General features: G+C 70.0%; 14 protein-coding genes. 6 read left to right on the top strand and 8 right to left on the bottom strand.

Going from position 1 to position 19,909, the window contains the following annotated elements:
- Window positions 1-81: 81 nt before the first annotated feature.
- Both trpD and O2L52_RS13165 read right to left on the bottom strand, forming a co-directional pair.
- The gene (trpD, locus tag O2L52_RS13170; protein WP_270115994.1) at window positions 82-1,143 is read right to left on the bottom strand and encodes an anthranilate phosphoribosyltransferase; all 1,062 of its coding nucleotides are present in this window, start codon (window positions 1,141-1,143) and stop codon (window positions 82-84) included.
- A 21-nt stretch (window positions 1,144-1,164) separates the two neighbouring features.
- Window positions 1,165-1,524, bottom strand: coding sequence for a hypothetical protein (locus tag O2L52_RS13165; RefSeq protein ID WP_344473138.1), 360 nt, complete (start codon window positions 1,522-1,524; stop codon window positions 1,165-1,167).
- Between the two features lie 264 nt (window positions 1,525-1,788).
- On the opposite strand from O2L52_RS13165, the gene ctaE reads away from it, so the two are divergent.
- From ctaE to qcrB, 4 genes are all read left to right on the top strand, one after another.
- Entirely contained in the window at window positions 1,789-2,403 is a 615-nt protein-coding gene (gene ctaE, locus O2L52_RS13160; protein ID WP_270115992.1) for an aa3-type cytochrome oxidase subunit III, read from the top strand.
- Window positions 2,404-2,600: 197 nt separating this feature from the next.
- A complete protein-coding gene (qcrC, locus tag O2L52_RS13155) occupies window positions 2,601-3,410 on the top strand; it encodes a cytochrome bc1 complex diheme cytochrome c subunit (protein WP_270115991.1) in 810 nt (269 codons plus the stop codon).
- Window positions 3,407-4,522, top strand: a complete 1,116-nt coding sequence (qcrA, locus tag O2L52_RS13150) for a cytochrome bc1 complex Rieske iron-sulfur subunit (protein ID WP_270115990.1) — start codon at window positions 3,407-3,409, stop codon at window positions 4,520-4,522. The genes qcrC and qcrA overlap by 4 nt, the downstream gene beginning before the upstream one ends.
- Window positions 4,519-6,105: a cytochrome bc1 complex cytochrome b subunit gene (qcrB, locus tag O2L52_RS13145; protein ID WP_270115989.1), complete on the top strand. Its 1,587-nt coding sequence runs from the start codon at window positions 4,519-4,521 to the stop codon at window positions 6,103-6,105. The genes qcrA and qcrB overlap by 4 nt, the downstream gene beginning before the upstream one ends.
- A gap of 90 nt (window positions 6,106-6,195) precedes the next feature.
- On the opposite strand, the gene O2L52_RS13140 is transcribed toward qcrB, so the two are convergent.
- From O2L52_RS13140 to O2L52_RS13120, 5 genes are all read right to left on the bottom strand, one after another.
- Window positions 6,196-7,923, bottom strand: coding sequence for a RelA/SpoT family protein (locus O2L52_RS13140; RefSeq protein WP_270115988.1), 1,728 nt, complete (start codon window positions 7,921-7,923; stop codon window positions 6,196-6,198).
- Window positions 7,924-8,195: 272 nt separating this feature from the next.
- Window positions 8,196-9,962, bottom strand: coding sequence for a DEDD exonuclease domain-containing protein (locus O2L52_RS13135; RefSeq protein WP_270115987.1), 1,767 nt, complete (start codon window positions 9,960-9,962; stop codon window positions 8,196-8,198).
- A 10-nt stretch (window positions 9,963-9,972) separates the two neighbouring features.
- Window positions 9,973-12,327, bottom strand: coding sequence for a transglutaminase TgpA family protein (locus tag O2L52_RS13130; protein ID WP_270115985.1), 2,355 nt, complete (start codon window positions 12,325-12,327; stop codon window positions 9,973-9,975).
- Window positions 12,324-13,568, bottom strand: a complete 1,245-nt coding sequence (locus tag O2L52_RS13125; RefSeq protein WP_270115984.1) for a DUF58 domain-containing protein — start codon at window positions 13,566-13,568, stop codon at window positions 12,324-12,326. The genes O2L52_RS13130 and O2L52_RS13125 overlap by 4 nt, the downstream gene beginning before the upstream one ends.
- Window positions 13,569-13,570: 2 nt before the next feature.
- On the bottom strand, window positions 13,571-14,575 hold the full coding sequence (locus O2L52_RS13120) for an AAA family ATPase (protein WP_270115983.1): 1,005 nt from the start codon (window positions 14,573-14,575) through the stop codon (window positions 13,571-13,573).
- A gap of 319 nt (window positions 14,576-14,894) precedes the next feature.
- On the opposite strand from O2L52_RS13120, the gene leuS reads away from it, so the two are divergent.
- Complete coding sequence (gene leuS / locus O2L52_RS13115) at window positions 14,895-17,705, top strand: leucine--tRNA ligase (protein ID WP_270115982.1); 2,811 nt, start codon at window positions 14,895-14,897, stop codon at window positions 17,703-17,705.
- Window positions 17,706-17,769: 64 nt separating this feature from the next.
- Here leuS and O2L52_RS13110 read toward each other — a convergent pair whose 3' ends face one another.
- The gene (locus O2L52_RS13110; protein ID WP_270115981.1) at window positions 17,770-18,162 is read right to left on the bottom strand and encodes a hypothetical protein; all 393 of its coding nucleotides are present in this window, start codon (window positions 18,160-18,162) and stop codon (window positions 17,770-17,772) included.
- A gap of 260 nt (window positions 18,163-18,422) precedes the next feature.
- Here O2L52_RS13110 and O2L52_RS13105 point away from each other — a divergent pair, with 260 nt between their 5' ends.
- The gene (locus tag O2L52_RS13105; protein WP_270115980.1) at window positions 18,423-19,844 is read left to right on the top strand and encodes an endo-1,4-beta-xylanase; all 1,422 of its coding nucleotides are present in this window, start codon (window positions 18,423-18,425) and stop codon (window positions 19,842-19,844) included.
- Window positions 19,845-19,909 lie beyond the last annotated feature (65 nt).

Genomic DNA, 19,909 nt, shown 5'->3' with positions numbered 1-19,909 from the left:
ACCCCTTGTCTTGAACCTACGCAACGGGTCCGACAGAACAAGCCCCTCCCGGCTCACGCCTTCAGAGGGAACCTGTTCACATCACGACTTGCTGAACTCGGCCCAGCGCTCGATCAGCTCGGTCGCCTTGCCCTCGTCGATGGCCTTCGCGGCCAGGACGAGGTTCGACTCCAGGAGGCCCTTGCGGGTCTTGATGTCGTGCAGGTCGACGCCGTCGATCAAACCCTGCCGCGACGCCAAGGCCGCCGCCGCGTTGATGAGCACCGCGTCGCGCACCGGCCGGTTCCCGCCCGCGAACACCTCGCGCGCCACCGCCGTGTTGAACACGATGTCGCCGCCGCGCAGCGCCTCCGGCCCGGCCTGCACCAGACCGAACTCCTCGATGTCGATCGAACCCTGCGAGACCCGCCCGCCCGACACGATCCACTCCGAGGTCGTCGCCGACGTCGAGATCTCGTCCAGGCCGTCGTCCCCGCGCACCACGAACACCGAAGCGCCCCGCGCCGCGAACACCTGCGCCATGAGCGGCGCCTTCACCGGGTCCGCGCAGCCGATCAGGCCCGCCGCCGGCTGGCCCGGGTTCGTCAGCGGCCCCAGCAGGTTGAACACCGTGGGAATGCCTAGCGCCGCGCGCACCGGTCCCGCGTGCCGCATCCCGGGGTGGAAGGTCCGCGCGAAGGCGAACCCGATCCCGATCTCCCGCACCGAGGCCTCGACCCGCTCGGCCGTCGCCTCCAGGTCCACGCCCAGCGCCTCGAGCAGATCCGCCGAACCCACGTTCGACGACGCCGAGCGGTTCCCGTGCTTGATCACGGGCACACCCGCGGCCGCGACCACGATCGCCGCCATCGTCGAGATGTTCACCGAGTTCGAGCCGTCGCCGCCGGTGCCCACGATGTCGACCGCCACGCCCAGGTCCGAGAGGTCCAGCCGGGTCGTCTCCGCCAGCATCCGGCCCGCAATGGCCCCGATCTCCTCGGGCGTCTCACCCTTTGAGCGCAGGAGCACCGCGAACGCCGCCAACTGGGCCGGATCGGCGTTGCCCGCCATGATCTCGGCCATCGCCCAGTCCGCGCTGGCCTCATCGAGGTGGTCGCCGTTGGAAAGGCGCCCGAGGACGTCAGGCCAGGTCGCACTAGACATAAGGACTCCAGGAGAGGGAGGTCAGGCGGCGCGCTGCGCCGGTGCCACGCCTGCTGCGCGGCTGACCAGCAAGTCTACTACCGTCTGCCCTGTCGTCACGGGGTTGAGGGGGTGCATGAGCACCGCATCCGCCCGCGACCACGCCGCCAGCCACCGGTCCGCGGCCCGCGCCACCACGACCGCCAGCGTCGGCGGCTCGTCGAACTCGTCCCGCAGCTGCCGGGCGATCCCCAGCCCCCCCGCGGGCTGCGCCTCGCCGTCGAGCAGCACCAGGTCCACGGCGAACTTGTCGATCAGCGCCACCGCCTCGTCGTACTCGCCCGCGACGGCGTACTCGATCTTCACCCCCTCCACCGGCTCCTCGCCGATCGCCGAGCGCATCTGCTCGATGACCGCGGGTCGATGGCTGTACAGCAGGACCGCGTACTCAGACGTTGAGGTAGTCACGCCTCGCATATTAAACCGGCCACACTGAAATGGGAAGAGCGGCGCGGCCACTTCCCCTGAAGCGAGTGCCCACATTGGCCCAACCGCGAATGACCTGGGCACACGGTGTGAGAAGGCTGGGAGCCTACAACCGCGCGACACGCGCGAAAAACACACCCCATGCGCAGCTTGGGCCCGCCGGACCGTAATAATGTGCGCGTGACTGCCGCCGAAGCAACTATCGACCCCAGCCGTATCCACTCACTGACGCGGCCCAACGTCGTCAGTGTCGGCACCATCGTGTGGTTGAGCAGCGAACTGATGTTCTTTGCGGGCCTGTTCGCGATGTACTTCTCCATCCAGGCCGCCGCGCCCGCGATGTACGAGGAGGGCTACCACCACCTCGAGATCCCGTACGCGCTGGTGTTCACCGTGATCCTCGTGGCCTCGTCGGTCACCTGCCAGCTGGGCGTCTTCGCCGCTGAGCGGGGCGACGTCTACAAGCTGCGACTCTGGTTCGCGGTCACGTTCGTGATGGGACTCGTCTTCGTCCTCGGCCAGGTGAACGAGTACCGGAACCTGGTCACCGAAGGCCACTCGATCTCGGCCGACGGCTACTGGACGATGTTCTTCCTGACCACCGGCTTCCACGGACTCCACGTGACCGGCGGCCTCATCGCGTTCATCGTCTACCTGATCCGCACGACGATGGGACGCTTCAGCCCCGCCCAGGCCACCGCGTCCATCGTGGTGTCCTACTACTGGCACTTCGTCGACGTGGTCTGGATCGCGCTGTTCGCCGTGATCTACTTCCTTCCGATGGCCCAGTACTGAAACTGAAACACTCCGGCCGGTTCACTCCCGCGAACAAAAGCGGCATTTGAACCGACCCAAGGCAAGTCAGGCTCCGGTCCTACCGGAGCCGCATCCGAGAAATGCGACGGCCGCCCCCCGGAGGCGGCCGCCGGCCGAACCGGGACCACAACGGGCCCGGTCCGGTCCGAGAGCTAGATAAAGGTGAGGCAACAACCGTGGCTGCATCAGCGAAACGCCGGCGAGGCTGGCGCAAGCGCCTCGGCGCGCTGGCCAGGTTCACCGGCGCACTGGTCATCGTCGGAGGGCTCTACTCGGCGTTCTCCCCGAGCCTGTACGCGCAGGAGGCCGAGTCCAACGCGATCGACTCCGAGGCCGTCAAGGGCCAGGAGCTCTACGACACCAGCTGCATCTCCTGCCACGGCGATAACGGCGAGGGCGTCGAAGGGCGCGGACCGAGCCTCATCGGCGTCGGCTCCGCAGCCGTCGAGTTCCAGGTGAACACCGGCCGCATGCCGATGGCCGCGCAGGGCGCGCAGGCCCCCAGCACGGAGTACCCGGTCTTCACCGAGGAAGAGGCCGAGTGGCTCGGTGCCTACATCGAGTACCTCGGCGGCGGTGCCGGCACTCCCGACGACCTCGACGCGATGGTCGAAGAGGCCGACGTGGCCGCGGGCGGCGAGCTCTACCGCGTGAACTGCTCCTCCTGCCACGGCTACGCCGGCGGCGGCGGCGCCCTCTCCTCGGGCGCGCACGCGCCGTCCCTGGAAGGCGTCAGCAACGAGGAGATCTACCAGGCGATGCTCACCGGTCCGCAGAACATGCCGGTCTTCGCCGACAACGAGCTCACGCCGGAGCAGAAGGCCGAGCTCATCGCGTACGCCCAGTACCTGGTGAACGACGACAAGGACCCGGGCGGGGTGTTCACTCTCGGCCGTTTCGGACCGGCCACCGAAGGACTGGCCATCTTCCTGGTCGGCATGACCGCGCTCCTGCTGACCACGCTCTGGATTGCAGGTAAATCGTGAGTGCCCACAACGACAGCAACCCGCCCGAACCGGTCGACCTGAGCAACCCGAAGCTCAGCCGCTTCGAGGTCTACACCGAGGGCCTGCGTCGCGACGACATCGAGATCATTCACTACGAGCCGCGCTTCGCCAAGCCGGGGACGAAGGCCGAGAAGCGCATGGAGCGCATCGTCGGCGGCCTGTTCCTGTTCTCTGGCCTGTTCGCGACCGCGTTCGTGGTGGCGTACATCTGGTGGCCCTGGGAGTACGAGGGCGCCGCCACCTGGCGCGACCTCCAGACCTGGTACACGCCGGTGCTCGGCACCTGCCTGGGCCTCTCGCTGCTCTTCTTCGCCGTGGGCGTGCTCACCTGGGCGAAGAAGCTCTTGCCGGTCGAGGAGCTCGTGCAGGACCGCCACGACGGCGGGTCCTCTTCGGACGACCGCAAGATCGCCGAGGCCACGGTGGACAACATGGTCGAGGACATCGGCCTCAAGCGCCGGCCGTTCCTGGTGAAGGCCGCCCTCCTGGGCGCCGCACCGCTGGGCCTGGCCGCGATCGCCCCGCTGGGCGCGCTCATCAAGGACCCGGGCGACATGCTCACCGTCACCGGGTGGAACGCCGAGCGGCACAACGACGGCGAGCCGATCCGCTTCATGATGCGGGACGGCGCCATGGTGCGCCCGGACATGGTCTCGGTCGGCGGTCAGATCACCGTCTACCCGGCCATCGACCACGGCGCGACGAACCAGTACCCGACCTCGCCCGTCCTGCTGATCCACCTGCGCGACGCGGACGCCGAGATCCTGCGCAAGAACCTGTACCCGATGTACCAGGACGTCGACGCGCTGTGGGGCAACTTCGTGGCCTACTCGAAGATCTGCACCCACGTCGGCTGCCCGACCAGCCTCTACGAGCAGCAGAGCCAGCGCCTGCTGTGCCCGTGCCACCAGTCGCAGTTCAACGTGGTGGACAACGCCGCCCCGGTCTTCGGACCGGCGACCCGGCACCTGCCCATGCTGCCGTTCACGGTTGACGAAGAAGGCTTCTTCATCGCGAAGTCGGACTTCCTGGTGCCCCCGGGGCCGGCGTTCTGGAACCGCCCGTCCCTCCCCGAGGAGGATGAGAAGTGAAACGCCGCAAAGGCACGAGTGACAGCCTGCTGACCAAGGCGGGCGGCGAGCTCGACGACCGCTTCAAGCTCGCGGGCCCGGCCCGGGTGCTGTTCAACAAGGTGTTCCCGGACCACTGGTCCTTCCTCCTGGGCGAGATCGCGCTGTTCTCGTTCATCCTGCTGCTGCTCTCGGGCACCTTCCTGGCGCTGTTCTTCGAGCCGTCCATGGTCGAGGTGACCTACCACGGCGCGTACGTGCCGCTGCAGGGCGTGGAGATGTCGCAGGCGTACGCCTCGGCCCTCGACCTCTCGTTCGAGGTGCGCGGCGGCCTGTTCATGCGCCAGATGCACCACTGGTCGACCCTGCTGTTCATGGCGTCGATCCTGATCCACATGCTCCGGATCTTCTTCACCGGCGCGTTCCGCGCGCCGCGCGAGACGAACTGGATGATCGGCATTCTGCTGTTCTGGCTCGGCTTCTTCGAGGGCTTCTTCGGCTACTCGCTGCCGGACGACGGCCTCTCGGGCACGGGCCTGCGCATCATGGAGGGCATGACCGTCTCGATCCCGTTCATCGGGCCCTGGGCCTCGGCGGCGCTCTTCGGCGGCCAGTTCCCGGGCACGAGCGTGATCTCGATGCTCTACATCATCCACGTGTTCGTGTTCCCGCTGCTCCTGCTGGCGCTCATCACGGTGCACATCGGACTCGTGTTCGCGCAGAAGCACACCCAGTGGCCCGGCCCGGGCCGCACCGAGCACAACGTGGTCGGCTTCCGGATGTTCCCGAACTACGTCATGAAGCAGATCGGCTTCATGCTGTTCATCTGGGGCGTCCTCGGCGCGATGGCGGGCCTGTTCCAGATCAACCCGATCTGGCTCTTCGGCCCCTACGAGGTCTCGGTCGTGTCCTCGGCCTCGCAGCCCGACTTCTACGTCATGTACCTGGACGGCCTGATCCGCCTGTTCCCCGCGTGGGAACTGCGCATCCCGCCGTACTTCACGCTGCCGCCGGTGTTCTGGCCGGGCATCGTGGGCATGGGCCTGTCCGTCGTGCTGCCGCTGCTGTACCCGGCGCTGGAGCGGCGGTTCACGAAGGACCGCGGGCACCACAACCTGCTGCAGCGTCCCCGCGACAACGCGGGCCGCACCAGCCTCGGCGTCATGGTCGTGGTCTTCTGGATCATCGGCGTGATCTCCGGCGGCAACGACGTGTTCGCCGAGAAGTTCGACATCAGCCTGAACGCCATGACCTGGGCGGGCCGCATCGGACTCGTGGTCCTGCCGATCATCGCGTACTACGTGACGTACCGGATCTGCCTGGGCCTGCAGCAGCACGACCGCGAGGTCCTCGCGCACGGCCTGGAGACGGGCATCCTCATGCGCGACCCGAACGGCCGCTTCTACGAGGTGCACCAGCCGCTGGCCGAGCCGGACGAGCACGGCCACACCGAGCTGGAGTACAACGGCTGGGTGGTCCCGAAGAAGATGAACCGCATCGGCGCGCTGCCGCCCGCCGACAAGGGCTTCTTCAAGTCGATCGAGGAGCCGTCCGAGGACGGCCGCACCGAGCGGCGCGACGAGATCGAGTCGGGCAAGCACTAGGCGAGTGAACGAGAAGCGGGGCCGCACCGGAAGGTGCGGCTCCGCTTCTCGTTGTGCCGCCGGTGCTCCCGCCGGTTCGCGGCGTTCGGGTCAGAAGCGGTCGACGGTGGTGATGAGCTTCTCGGCGAGCTCGTCCGGGTCGAGCTTCTCGCGGGCGAGGGCGAGGTAGAGCGAATCGAGGTCTGGGAAGCCCAGAGACGACGCGACGCCGTGGAGTGGTTGCTCGCCTGAGAGTCCGCGCCCGCGGGCGATCAGGGAGCGCCACAGGCGGTTCTTTCCGGCCTTCAGCTCGTCTTCGAAGCGCTGCATCGGGATGATCGGGAGTTCGCCGGTGGAGTCGACGTCCTCCATCGACCCGAACCAGTCGTTGATGTGGAGCTGGGCCTCGGGGGTCTTGGCGTGGTCGAGCCACTGCTTCGAGGGGCCGTAGGGCTGCTCGTTGGTGAGGACGAGCTCGACGGTGTCGCCGTCGCGCAGGCTCTGCGCGAGCGGGGCGATCTCGCCGTTGACGTAGGCGGCGATGAGTCGGTGGCCCTTGGAGGGGCCGGAGCAGTAGGCGACGTCGACGGGGGTGGAGGCCTTGGGGACCATGAGCCGCTCGCCCTCGCGGGTGAAGACGATGATGTCCTGGTCGGCGAGGTCGCAGCGGAGGGAGTCGAGGAACTGGCCGGAGTCGGCGACCTCGTTCTGCCACTCGAGGAGCCGCTGGAGCCAGGGGAGCTGGATCTCGACCGGGTTCGCGCCGGACTGGCGCATGCCGGCGACGATGCCGACCTCGGCGGTCTCGTGCATCTCCCTGGTGCGGATGAGGAACTCGATGGGGGTGCCGCCGGGACCGGCCACGGCGGTGTGGATCGACTGGTAGAAGTTGAACTTCTTGGCGGCGATGAGGTCGCGGAACTTGCCGCCCACGGGCTTCCAGAGCTTGTGGATCGCGCCGAGCGCGGCGTAGCAGTCGGTGGGCGGGCCGTCGACGACGATGACCAGGCGCGGCGGGTCGGCCGGGCCGGTGCCGGGGTGCTTCTGCATCTCGCGGTAGATCGAGTACGGGTGCCGGGGCCGGTCGTGGAGGGTCGCGGCCACCTTGAACTCGCGCAGGGCCTTGCGCACCTGCGGGACGATGACGGCGACCTGGCGCCTGCGGTCGGTGTCGGAGCCGAGGTGCTCGTGGATGCGCTGGAAGACGTCGGGTTCGAGGGTCTCCAGGACGATGTCCTCGAGCTCGCGCTTGATGACGTAGAGGCCGAGCCGGTCGGCGAGGGGGATGAGGACGTCCTTGGTGGCCTCGGCGATGCGGATCTGGCTGGGGCGCTTCTTGAACTTGATCGTCCGCATGTTGTGGAGGCGGTCAGCGAGCTTGATGACCATGACGCGGATGTCGCGCCCGGCGGTGAGCACGAGCTTGCGGAACGTCTCGGCCTCGGCGGCGGAGCCGAGGTGGATCTTGTCGAGCTTGGTGACGCCGTCGACCATCACGGCGATCTCGTCGCCGAAGTCGCCGCGGAGCGCCTCGAGGGAGTAGCTGGTGTCCTCGACGGTGTCGTGGAGGAGCCCGGCCGCGATGGTGGCGGTGTCGACGCCGAGCCCGGCGAGGATGGTGGAGACCGCGATGGGGTGGGTGATGTAGGGCTCGCCGGAGCGGCGGGCCTGCCCGCGGTGCATCTGTTCGGCGATGCGGTAGGCGCGGCGGACCAGGAGCATGTCGGGCTGCTCGTAGTGCGCACGGTGGGCCGCTTCGAGCTCCGCGACCTTCCCGGCGAGGTCCCACGGATCGTCGGGTTTGGCAGAGCGAGTAGCCGAAAGCAATGCGCGCAACATGAAAGCCTCCGATGCCCAAGGTTGACCGCATTCTAGATGTACAACGATTCTTGGAGAGAATCGACACTAGACACTGTCGGATTTCGGCGGGGCCGCCGCCATCGGCGGATGACACACAGTACCCGTGCGGGCCGTGCCGTGGAAACCCGAAGCGCCGCAAATGAATGCGAGACGACTCACGTCCGATTCGCCGGGTTGCGCCGGTCTCGGGCAATGGCACGGTGGGTTTCGTTGGGACAGCGGAGGGTTCGCAGTCCCGTCCCAGTATGTGGTCAGCGTTCGCCGTTGGAGCGGCGCCACGCGGACGGGTCGTGGGGCACCGCGCCGCTCCAGCGCTCGGCGCCGTCGAGGCGGCTGGCCCAGGGGTGCTCGACCATGACGAGGCGGACGTCGGGGCGGGCGAGCCATTCGAGGAGGAGCCGGGTCTCGGCGGCGTGGGCGGCGTCGGCGACGTCGTCGAGCGGGTCGACGACCCGGGAGGTCTCGCGCAGTTTCGCGATGTGCGGCATGGGGTCGACCCGGGGCGGGGTGCGGACGGCCCCGGCGAGCAGGCCGTGGCGGATCACGGCGATCTCCCAGCCGCCGCCCTTGGCACGGCCCGCGGCCACGACCTCTCCGGCCGCGACGAGGCTCCTGGTGCGGTGGGTGGCGGCGGCGAGCTGGAGGTAGGCGCCGAGTTCGTCGCGGCGCTCGGCGGCGGTCTCGAACCGCTCGGCGGCCGCGAGCTCGGCGAGGCGCTCGGTGACGGCGGCGGCGACGGGGGCCGGGTCGCCGTCCATGGCGCGGGCCGCGCGCTCGGCGACGGCCGCGTACTCCTCGACGCTCACGGTGTGGCGGCACGGCTCGACGCACCTGCCGATCTCGCCGAGCACGCACGAGGGCGACATCCGCTTGGGGGACAAGCGGGTGCGGCACGAGCGGATCGGCAGGGCCGCCTCGATCGCGCCGATCGCCGCCTGCGCCTGCGTGCCCGAGGTCGGGCCGAGCCGCGGGGTGCCCGGGCCGGGCGGGTTGCGGGAGATCTGGAGGCGCGGGTAGGGCTCGTCGGACAGGCGCACCCAGGAGCGGTGCTCGGGGAATTTCGCGGCCCGGTTGTAGGGCGGCTTGCCGCCGGAGATGAGCCGCAGTTCGGCGATGCCGGCCTCGAGCCGGTGCGCGCATTCGATGACCTCGACGCGTTCGGCGGAGGCGAGCATGTCGCGCAGGCGGCGGCGCTGCTCGGCCGCCGAGAAGTAGCTGCGGACGCGGGCGGCGACGTCAACGGAGACACCGATGTACAGCGCCCGGTCGTCCGCGTCGCGGAAGATGTAGACGCCGGGGCCGTGCGGGAGGCCGTCGGCGAGGTGGCGCTTGCGCCGCTGCAGCTCCGAGGGGATGGCGCGGCAGAACTCGGCGAGTTCGGCGTCCGTGGTCACCCCGTGCCCGGAGGCGCGCTCGATGAGGCCGTGCAGCACCGCGACCGTGGCGCGGGCGTCGTCCAGGGCCCGGTGGTTCGGGGTCACCGGCGAGCCGAAGAGCCGCGCCAGGGTGGCGAGGCGCCGGTTGGGGACCTCGCTCTTCTCGGTGAGGCGCCGGGCCAGGACCACGGTGTCGACCACGGGCGGGCGGGGCCAGCGCGTGTCGGTGAGCTCGCAGGCGTGGCGCAGGAACCCGATGTCGAAGCCCGCGTTGTGGGCGACGAGGGTCGCGCCGCGCGCGAACTCCAGGAACGAGGGGAGTACCGCCTCGATGCCGGGGGCGTCGGCGACCATCGCGTCGGTGATGCCCGTGAGGCGGGTGACGCGCGGGTCGATGGACTCGCCGGGGTTGACGAGGGTCCCGAACTCGCCGATGACCTCGCCGCCCTTGACCTTGACCGCGCCGATCTCGGTGATGCCGCACGCGTCCGCGGCGAGGCCGGTGGTCTCGAGGTCGACGACGCAGAAGGTCACCTCGGCGAGCGGGGTCCCCAGGCTGTCGAGGGTCGGCTGGGTGAAGCCTTCGGCGTTCGGTGCACCATCGGTGAGTGCACCGTCGCTCGCAGCGCCGCTTCTGTACATGTGGGCCACCTTAAGGGCGACCTGTGACAGACCGGTCCTTGCGGCTGTTCGAACGTCGCGGGCGCCGCACCGCCGACCGGACCCGGTCGGAGGCGCGGGCGGAGCGGCGCGCGAGGCGGGCGCTCTCCTCCGCCTGCTTGGAGGCGATCTTCGCCAGGAGCGACGCGGGCCAGAACATGGCCCGGTAGCGGCGGCGCGGCTCGGCGCGCTTGTCCAGTTCGGAGTGGAGGTCGCGCACGGCGTCGGCGAGCCCGGTCGGGTCGGCCCCCTGCGCGGAGTAGCGGTGGCGGGCCATCGCGGAGCCGAGGACCGTCGCCGCCTCGCGGGCCGCGGGGGCGGCCTGGCCGAGGACCCCGGCGGCCTGCCGGGGGGTGAGCGAATCGGTGAGGCCCACCCCGTAGTCCATGGCGAGGTCGAGCACCTCGTCCCACGCGGTCTTCGCCGTGAGCTTCGCCGGGTGCAGCCGGGAGCGGCGCAGGAGCCCGCGCCACACGGCCGGGACGAACGGGAGGGCCAGGAGCGGCACGAGCAGCAGCCAGACCGGGTCGAAGGCGGCGCCGCCGCCGGAGCCGCCGTCGCCGGCCTGCGGGGTGGGGCCGCCGGTGGGCGTCTCGGCGCCGGCCGACGGGTCGGGGGCGGCGCCGGTGGGCTCTTCGCCGGGGCCGGCGGTCGGGTCGGCCGTGGCGCCGGGGTCCTGGGACGGCAGGTCCTCGGGCGCGGGCTCGGTCGCCCACGGGAACGAGACCGCGCCGGGCACGCCCGAGGCCGGCGTCGGGTCGAAGGTGACCCAGCCGGGTCCTTCGTAGTAGACCTCGACCCACGCGTGGTAGTCGTGGTTGGAGAGGACCCAGTCGGTGCCGTCGCGGCGGCCCTGGGACATGCCGATGACGACGCGCGCGGCGACGTCGGCCTCGCGCAGCATCCACGCCATCGCGGCCGCGTACTGCTGGCAGTACCCCTCCTGGGTCGCCAGGAAGTCGAGGATGGCCTCGTCGTTGCCCGCCTCGCTGGTGGTGAGGGAGTACCGGAAGCCGTTGGAGGCCGACAGGTACTCCAGGACGGCGAGGACCTTCTCGTGGACCGTGGACGCGCCGCCGACCTCGCGGTCGACGATCTCGGTCATCTCGGGCACGTCCGGGTGCCGGGTGTTGTCCTCCCACCGCCCGTCGCCGGGGTCCATTCCGCCGGCGGCCGCGAGCGTCTCCGCGTTCGGCGCCGGGTCGGTGTAGGAGAACGAGTACGAGTCGATGTCGCCCATGTCGGTGCCGTCGCCGATGATGACGCCGGTGTCGTCGTCGACGGCCCAGTCGCCGTCGATCTCGATGTCGGCCGGGTCGCCGTAGACGGGCAGGACCGACGCCTCCAGTTCGAGGTTCTCGACCTCGGCGGTGTACACCTCGTCGCCCTCGGCGACGAGGTCGTCGAGGGAGCCGCCCTCCTCGTAGTCGTTGGGGCCGAAGCCGTCCGAGGTGAGCTCGTCGAGCACGTGCATCCGCAGGTAGCGCGGGTTCGGGTCGTCGGTGGAGACGCGGAGGACGTCGACCTCCTCGGGCCGGTTGAGCGACCCGGACAGCTGCGCCCACGGGTTGACGTCGCCGAGTCCGACGTCGCCCCCGCCCTCGAAGTCCTCGGCGACGCGGTCGATGAACCCGGACGTGTTGGTGGGCACCACGGTCAGCGACACGAGCGTGACCACGATGAACGCGAGCGCCGACCAGCGCGCGCTGCGCGCCATCGGGGACGGGAACCGCTGCGAGACGAGCTGGCCCGCCCCGGTGAAGCGGTGCCCGAACGCGGAGACGCGGCGCAGGTTGTCGTCGGCGAGGAGCCACAGGTACGAGACCGCGGGGAGGATGAACCAGAACCAGGCCGTCGCGTCGGGCGCGACCGACACCGGCACCAGGTACATGGTGAGGAGCGTGAGCCCAGCGAGCGCCGGGGTGCGCAGGCCGACCACGAACATGTCGTGGAGGATCGCCACGAGCCCGATCCCGAGGAGGGTGAGGAACAGGATGCCGCCCTCGGCGGGCACCGGCGGGGCGTTCGTGACGATCCCCGAGACGCCCTCGTTCGCGAGGTAGCCGAAGTGCTCGAACGTGGCCGGCAGCGGCACGATGAACAGGAACGCGGTGCCGTCGCCGAAACCGGCGGTGAGCACGACCAGGAGGCCCGCGCACATCGCGACGGTCTGGAGGCCCTGCCCGCGCCCGGCCGCGCGCATGAGCGACCCGCAGGTCGCGATCACCGTAATGGTGAGCAGCACCGGGAACGCCCACCCGACGCCGTCGAAGATGCCGATGAGCGGCGTCAGCGTCAAGGCCAGGGTGGCCGCCGCGACCATCGTGGCGTGCCGCTGTCCGCTCATGCGAGAGTCCTCCACGCGCCCAGGCGGGTCCACACCCGGCGCAACTCGGTCCCGGCGACCACCGGGATCACCTGCCAGCCCGCGTTCGACAGCGCTGAGACCGCCGCGACGTGCTGCTCCGCGAACGCCCGCTCGCGCGGGTCGGGGCGGCTCGAGGGCGCCTTCGGGATCCACCGCACCGGGTCGACCACGAGTGCCGTGCACGCCCCGCCGCGCTTGGCGAGCCGCCCCAGCGAGGCGGCCTCCTCAGCGCTCAGATGGCCCAGGAACGCGACGATCCCGGAGACCGACCGCGACCGCTGCGCCTTCTCGACCAGATGCGAGATGGGCGCCTCGGGGGCCGCGGCCACCGTCGCGAGGTACCGCATCGCCTGGCTGTAATCGCCTTGGCGGCATTCGAAGTCGCGGTGCGCGGTGATCAGCCACGGGTCGATCCCGTCGCGCGAGAGCCGCACCGTCGCCGACGCGGCCGCGTCCACCATCCACTCGAAGCTCGAGAGCTCCCCGCGGTGCGCGCCGCGTCGCACGTCGAGCAGGAGCGCCGCGTTGTTCTCCCACGGCTGCTCCTCGCGGCGCACCATGAGCTGGCCGCGGTGCGCGCTGGCCTTCCAGTGCACGCGCCGCATGTCGTCGCCGTGGCGGTACTCGCGCACCGCGATGTCGTCGTTGCCGGTGATCGCGACCGCGTGCGCCGCGGACTCCCCTGAGGACATCCCGGCGCCCCCCGGCAGCAGCAGGCTCCGCAGCGGCTGGATGCGCGGGGTCACGATCAGCTCGGTCGTCAGCGGGAACTCCTGCACCGAGACGGCCAGCCCGAACGGGTCCGAGGTCCGCACCGTCAGCGGCCCCAGCTCGTACGCGCCGCGCGTGCCCGGCGTGATCGTGTAGTTCACGACGCTGCGCGCCCCGGGCGCGAGCCGCTCCAGGACCAGGCGCGGGCGGTTCCCGAGCCGGTAGGGGATGCGGTCCTCCAGCATCAGCGCCGGCGGGCGCCCCCGGCCGGTGTTCTGGATGCCCAGCCGCACCTGCGTGGGCTGCCCCGCCTCCACCTGCGGCGGGTTGAGCACCCGGTTCGACTCGAGCGAGGGCCGCGACCACCGCAGCAGGACCAGCCCGCCCAGCGGCGCGATGAGCGCCAGCAGCGCCGCGCGCAGGAGGTCGCCCTCGCCCACCGCCAGGGCGACGAGGCCGACGACCACGCTCACCGCCAGCAGCGTCTTGCCGCGTCCGGTGAGCTCCACGCCTAGTACCTCCCCGGGTGGGACACCACCGGGACGTGCCGAAGGATGTCGGAGACGATCGCCTTCGTGTCGCCCCCGCCCATCGTCGTCTCCGTCGTCGGGATCAACCGGTGCGCGAGCACCGGCACGGCCAGCTGCTGCACGTCGTCGGGCAGGGCGAAGTCGCGCCCGTCCATCGCCGCGAGCACCTGCGTGCACCGCAGCAGCTGCAGCGTCGCACGCGGGCTCGCACCCAGCCGGACCTGCGCGTTCGACCGCGTGGCGGTCACCAGGTCGACCACGTACCGCTTCAATTCCGGGGCCAGGTGCACCGCGCGGGCCGCGGCGATCATCCGCACGATCATCTCCGCGTCCGCCACCGGGCGGAGCGCGTCGAGCGGGTTGTACTCCTCGCGGCGGTCCAGCAGCGCCAGCTCCGCGTTGATGTCCGGGTACCCGATGGCCAGGCGCGCGGCGAACCGGTCGCGCTGCGCCTCGGGCAGCGGGTACGTGCCCTCCATCTCCACCGGGTTCTGGGTGGCGATGACCATGAACGGACTGCGCAGCTTGTACGTGTTCCCGTCGACGGTGACCTGCCGCTCCTCCATGCACTCCAGGAGCGCGGCCTGCGTCTTGGGGCTGGCGCGGTTGATCTCGTCGCCGAGGATCAGGTTCCCGAAGATCGCGCCCGGCTTGAACACGAAGTCGCGCTTCTCCGGGTCGAAGATGCTCACGCCAGTGACGTCGGAGGGCAGCAGGTCCGGCGTGAACTGGATGCGCCGCACCGAGCAGTCGACCGAACGGGCCAGGGCCTTCGCCAACTGGGTCTTGCCCACCCCCGGCACGTCCTCCAGCAGCAGGTGGCCCTCCGCGAGCATCACCGCGATCGCGAGCTTGATCGTGTGGGACTTGCCCTCGATCACCCACTCGACGTTCGTCAGGATGCCCTCGGCCGTCGCCTTGAACTCCTGGGGAGAGAGCGGCGCCGGGGCCTGAGGAGGCTGGCCTGGGGACGACTCGAAGGTCAATGGTCCTCCCGGGACAAAGTCTGTGGAAAGGGCGGCCTGACACACCGTTCCGCGTTACGGTCGCCTGTCCGCCATCCTACTCGGACGCGCCCAGCACCAATGTCACGCGCCGCCCCAGGGGCCCTCCGCTACACTGAACGCATGTCCCGGCGATTCGCGCTCCTTAGATAGCCGTGTTGGAGAGAACCGACACGGCCACCCCTGCATGCCAGGGGTTTTTTGCTGTCTGCGCAAATTTACGGCCCGCGAACCCGCCGAGACGGGTCTACCGGAACCCGCAGCCCGAACCCAGAGCCACCACAGGACCACAGGACGAGTCATGACCGAACCCGCACACCGCTACGACGCCGAACTGGCCAACCGGATCGAACCGCGCTGGCAGGAGCGCTGGGACGCCGAGCAGACCTTCCGCGCCCCCAACCCGACCGGGGACCTGGCCGAGCCGGGCCACCCGCGCGCCGGGGCGCCCAAGAAGTTCGTGATGGACATGTTCCCCTACCCCTCCGGGGCGGGGCTGCACGTGGGCCACCCGCTGGGCTACATCGCCACCGACGCGTACTCGCGCTACCTGCGCATGGCCGGGTACAACGTGCTGCACCCGCTGGGCTTCGACGCGTTCGGCCTGCCCACCGAGCAGTACGCGATCGCCACCGGCCGCCAGCCCGCCGAGATCACCGCCGAGAACATCGAGCGGTACCGCGAGCAGCTGCGCATCCTGGGCATGGGCTACGACAAGCGCCGCGAGTTCGCCACCACCGACCCGGACTACTTCAAGTGGACGCAGTGGATCTTCCTGCAGATCTTCAACTCCTGGTACGACACCGAGGCCGACCGGGCCCGCCCGATCGACGAGCTGGTCGCCGCGTTCGAGTCCGGTGAGCGCGAGACCCCCGACGGCCGCCCGTGGTCCGAACTGGGCGCGGTCGAGCGACGCGCCGTCATCGACGGCCACCGCCTGGCCTACGTCACCGAGGCCCCCGTGAACTGGTGCCCCGGCCTGGGCACCGTGCTGTCCAACGAGGAGGTCACCTCCGAGGGCCGCTCTGAGCGCGGCAACTTCCCGGTCTACACGCGCACCCTGAAGCAGTGGATGATGCGCATCACCGCCTACGCCGACCGGCTGCTGGGCGACCTGGACGGACTGGACTGGACCGAGTCCCTGAAGTCGATGCAGCGCAACTGGATCGGCAAGTCGATCGGCGCCTACGTGGACTTCGGCACCTACGCCGGGGACATCCGCGTCTTCACCACCCGCCCCGACACCCTGTTCGGCGCCACCTACATGGTCCTGGCCCCCGAGCACCCCCTGGTCGAGTCCCTGACCGCCGAGTCCTGGCCCGCCGGCGTCCCCGACTCCTGGACCGGCGGCCACGACACCCCGGCCGGGGCGATCGCCGCCTACCGCGCCCAGGCCGCCGCCAAGACCGACGTGGAGCGCCAGGCCGACGCCAAGGAGAAGACCGGCGTCTTCACCGGCGGCTACGCCACGAACCCCGTCAACGGCGAGAACGTGCCCGTCTTCATCGCCGACTACGTGCTGGCCGGCTACGGCACCGGCGCGATCATGGCCGTGCCCGCCCACGACGAGCGCGACTTCGCGTTCGCCCAGGCCTTCGGCATCCCGATCGTCCAGGTCGTCGCCGGCGAGGGAGCGTGGGACCGCGAGAGCGCCTTCACCGCCGACGGCACCGCCGTCAACTCCGGCTTCCTGGACGGCCTGCGCGTCGCCGAGGCCAAGGCCCGCATGATCGAATGGCTGGCCGAGCACGGCCGCGGCGAAGGCGCCACCACGTTCCGCCTGCGCGACTGGCTGTTCAGCCGCCAGCGCTACTGGGGCGAGCCCTTCCCGATCGTCTACGACGAGACCGGCCTGCCCGTCGCCCTGAGCGAGGAGCACCTGCCGGTCGAACTGCCCCAACTGGACGACTTCTCGCCCAAGACCTTCGACCCCGAGGACGCCGACTCCGCCCCCGAGCCGCCCCTGGGCCGCGCCAAGGACTGGGTCGAGGTCGAACTGGACCTGGGCGACGGGCCCAAGACCTACACCCGCGAACTGAACACCATGCCCAACTGGGCCGGGTCCTCCTGGTACGAGCTGCGCTACACCGACCCCAAGTCGGCCGCGAAGCTGACCGAGCCCGCCAACGAGTCCTACTGGATGGGCCCGCAGGACGCCGAGGACGTCGGCGGCGTCGACCTGTACATCGGCGGCGTCGAGCACGCCGTCCTGCACCTGCTGTACGCCCGCTTCTGGCAGAAGGTCCTGTTCGACCTGGGCCACGTCTCCAGCCGCGAGCCGTTCCGCCGCCTGTTCAACCAGGGCTACATCCAGGCCTACGCCTACACCGACGACCGCGGCGTCTACGTCCCGGCCGAAGAGGTCGAAGAGGTCGACGGCGAGTACTTCCACAACGGGCAGAAGGTCAACCGCGAGTACGGCAAGATCGGCAAGTCCCTGAAGAACGTCGTCACCCCCGACGGCATCTGCGCCGAGTACGGCGCGGACACCTTCCGCGTCTACGAGATGTCCATGGGCCCGCTGGCCGAGTCCAAGCCCTGGGAGACCCGCGCCATCGTCGGCTCCCAGCGGTTCCTGCAGCGCCTGTGGCGCAACATCGTCGACGAGGAGACCGGCGAGGTCACCGTCGGCGACGAGGCGCCCGAACCGGCCACGATGCGGGAACTGCACAAGGCCATCGCCGGCGTCCGCGAGGACTACGAGCACCTGCGCATGAACACCGCCGTCGCCAAGCTGATCACGCTGAACAACCACCTGACCGGCCTGAACCCGGTCCCGCGCGAGGCCGCCGAGGCCCTGGTCGCCATGGTCGCGCCGGTCGCCCCGCACATCGCCGAGGAGCTGTGGGAGCGCCTGGGCCACGAGGGCGGCATCGCCTATGTGGACTTCCCGGTCGCGGACGAGCGCCACCTGGTCGAGGACACCGTCACCTACCCGGTGCAGATCAACGGCAAGGTGCGCGGCCGCATCGAGGTCGCCGCGGGCGCCGACGAGGAGGCCGTGAAGGCCGCCGCGCTGGCCGAGGAGAAGGTCGCCGCGAACCTGGCGGGCAAGGACGTCAAGAAGGTCATCGTGGTGGCGGGCAAGATGGTCTCGATCGTCGCCAAGTAGCCCTATAGGATATATCCTATAGGATTTTGCGAGGGCGGGCCGGAGCGATCCGGCTCGCCCTTCGTCAGTCCTGGTACGACCTCGGGCCGACCTTGTAGGTGTAGGCCTTGGACGCCTCGCTGCCGAGCAGGAAGATCATGCCGAGCGAGAACGCGCCGCTCGCGGCCGTCAGCACGGCGATCGTCCCGACGGCGGCGAGTACCACGGTGAGCATGATGGCGATCACGATGCTGAGGAGGTTGAACGCCAGCGCGAGGTTCCGGGCCCTGTTCAGGCGTGCGGCGATGCATACGCCGAGTGCGACCCAGATGAGAGTCCACAGTGCTGCCAAAGGTGAGAACGCCAGCACCGCCGTCGCGGCGGTGAACAGAACGTCGAGGCCGATGAGCACGAGTGCGACGGTGATCTGCCACGGCATCGGGCGCTGGTAGACGGGTTTCGAGGGGGTGGTTTCCATCTTGGAATGGTATGGCTCCTCGCGTTCTCGCGGGTTCCCTCGCGCGGCCGTCGCCCGACTCCCGCCGGTGTTCCGCCGGTGCGCCGCCGGTGGGGCCCTCGCGCGGCGGGCGGCGTTGAAACGGCCGCTCGAGCATTGACCAACATCTATGCATTCGCTAGGCTGGGCCTCACCCCGCTGGGAGCGCTTCGCTCCGGCGCGGACCACCCTTTGAACAGCCTCGTTCCCTCACGGCGCGGCACCACCTTGAGGAGATATCTGTGCTGCTTACCCGTCAACGCCGTCGGGCGGTGATCGCGGGGGCCGTCACCGTCGCGACCGCGGCCCTCGGCATCGGGCTCTCGACCCAGTTCGCGAGCGCCCAGACCACGCTGCGCGGCGCCGCCGACGCCATCGGCAAGGACATCGGCGTCGCGGTGGACGCCAACCGGCTCCAGAGCAACGCGCAGTACCGCGACATCGTGGCCAGCGAGTTCAACTCCCTGACCGCCGAGAACGCCATGAAGTGGGACGCCACGGAGCCGTCGGACGGCAACTACACGTTCTCCCAGGCCGACTCGATCGTGGACTTCGCCGAGGACAACAACCAGACCGTGCACGGGCACACCTTCGTCTGGCACCAGCAGACCCCGTCCTGGGTGCAGAGCCTGAACGCGACGTCCATGCGCACCGCCATGGTCGACCACATCAACACGGTGGCGAACCGCTACGAGGGCCGGGTCGACTCCTGGGACGTCGTGAACGAGGTCGTCAGCGACAACAACGGCGCCATGCGCGACTCGTTCTGGCTGCGCACCATGGGCGAGGGGTACATCACCACCGCCTTCCAGACCGCCCGCGCGGCCGACCCGAACGCCGACCTCTACATCAACGACTACTCGATCGACGGCATCAACGCCAAGTCCGACACGGTCTACCGGATCGCCCAGGGCCTGAAGTCGCAGAACATCCTGGACGGCGTCGGCTTCCAGGCGCACCTCATCCTCGGCCAGGTGCCCTCCACCATGGAGGCGAACCTCCAGCGCTTCGTGGACCTCGGCCTGAAGGTCCGCATCACCGAGCTCGACATCCGCATCAACCTGCCGGCCGACAGCGCCGAGCTGCAGCAGCAGGCGAACGACTATCAGCGCGTGGTCGAGATCTGCGCCGAGCTCGCCGACTGCTCCGGCGTCACCGTGTGGGGCCTGCGCGACGCCGACTCGTGGGTGCCCGGCACCTTCCCCGGCACCGGCGCGCCGCTGCTCTACGCCGACGACTACTCCAAGAAGCCCGCCTACACCGCGGTGCTGAACGCCCTCGGCGGCGACGGCACCGGCAATCCGACCACCACCCCGGCCACCTCGGACCCGGCGACCACCACCTCGCCGCCGCCCACCGGCTCGGGATGCACCGCGACCCTGAGCGTCTCGAGTCCGTGGAACACCGGCGCGACGTACTCGGCCACCGTCAAGGCCAACCAGGCACTGAGCGGCTGGAAGGTGACCTGGACCTGGCCGGGCTCGGAGCGGATCTCCAACGCCTGGAGCGTGACCGGGACGCTGACGGGTGCGAGCGTGAGCGGCGCGAACGCGCCCTACAACGGGACGCTCGCGGCGGGCCAGTCGACCACGTTCGGGTTCAACATCACCAAGGCCGACGGCTCGACCGCGTCGGTGCCCACGGTGACCTGCACACCCGCCTAGACCGATCGCTTCGCACAGGCCGGGGCCGGGTGGAGCGGCTGATCTGTGAGCGCGACGAAGCCGTG

Origin of the sequence: Glycomyces algeriensis, assembly GCF_027622855.1 — a bacterium.
GTDB classification, from domain to species: Bacteria; Actinomycetota; Actinomycetes; order Mycobacteriales; family Micromonosporaceae; genus Glycomyces; species Glycomyces algeriensis.
The sequence above is the reverse complement of the archived record's forward strand: the minus strand, read 5'-3'. Positions and strand labels throughout refer to the sequence as shown.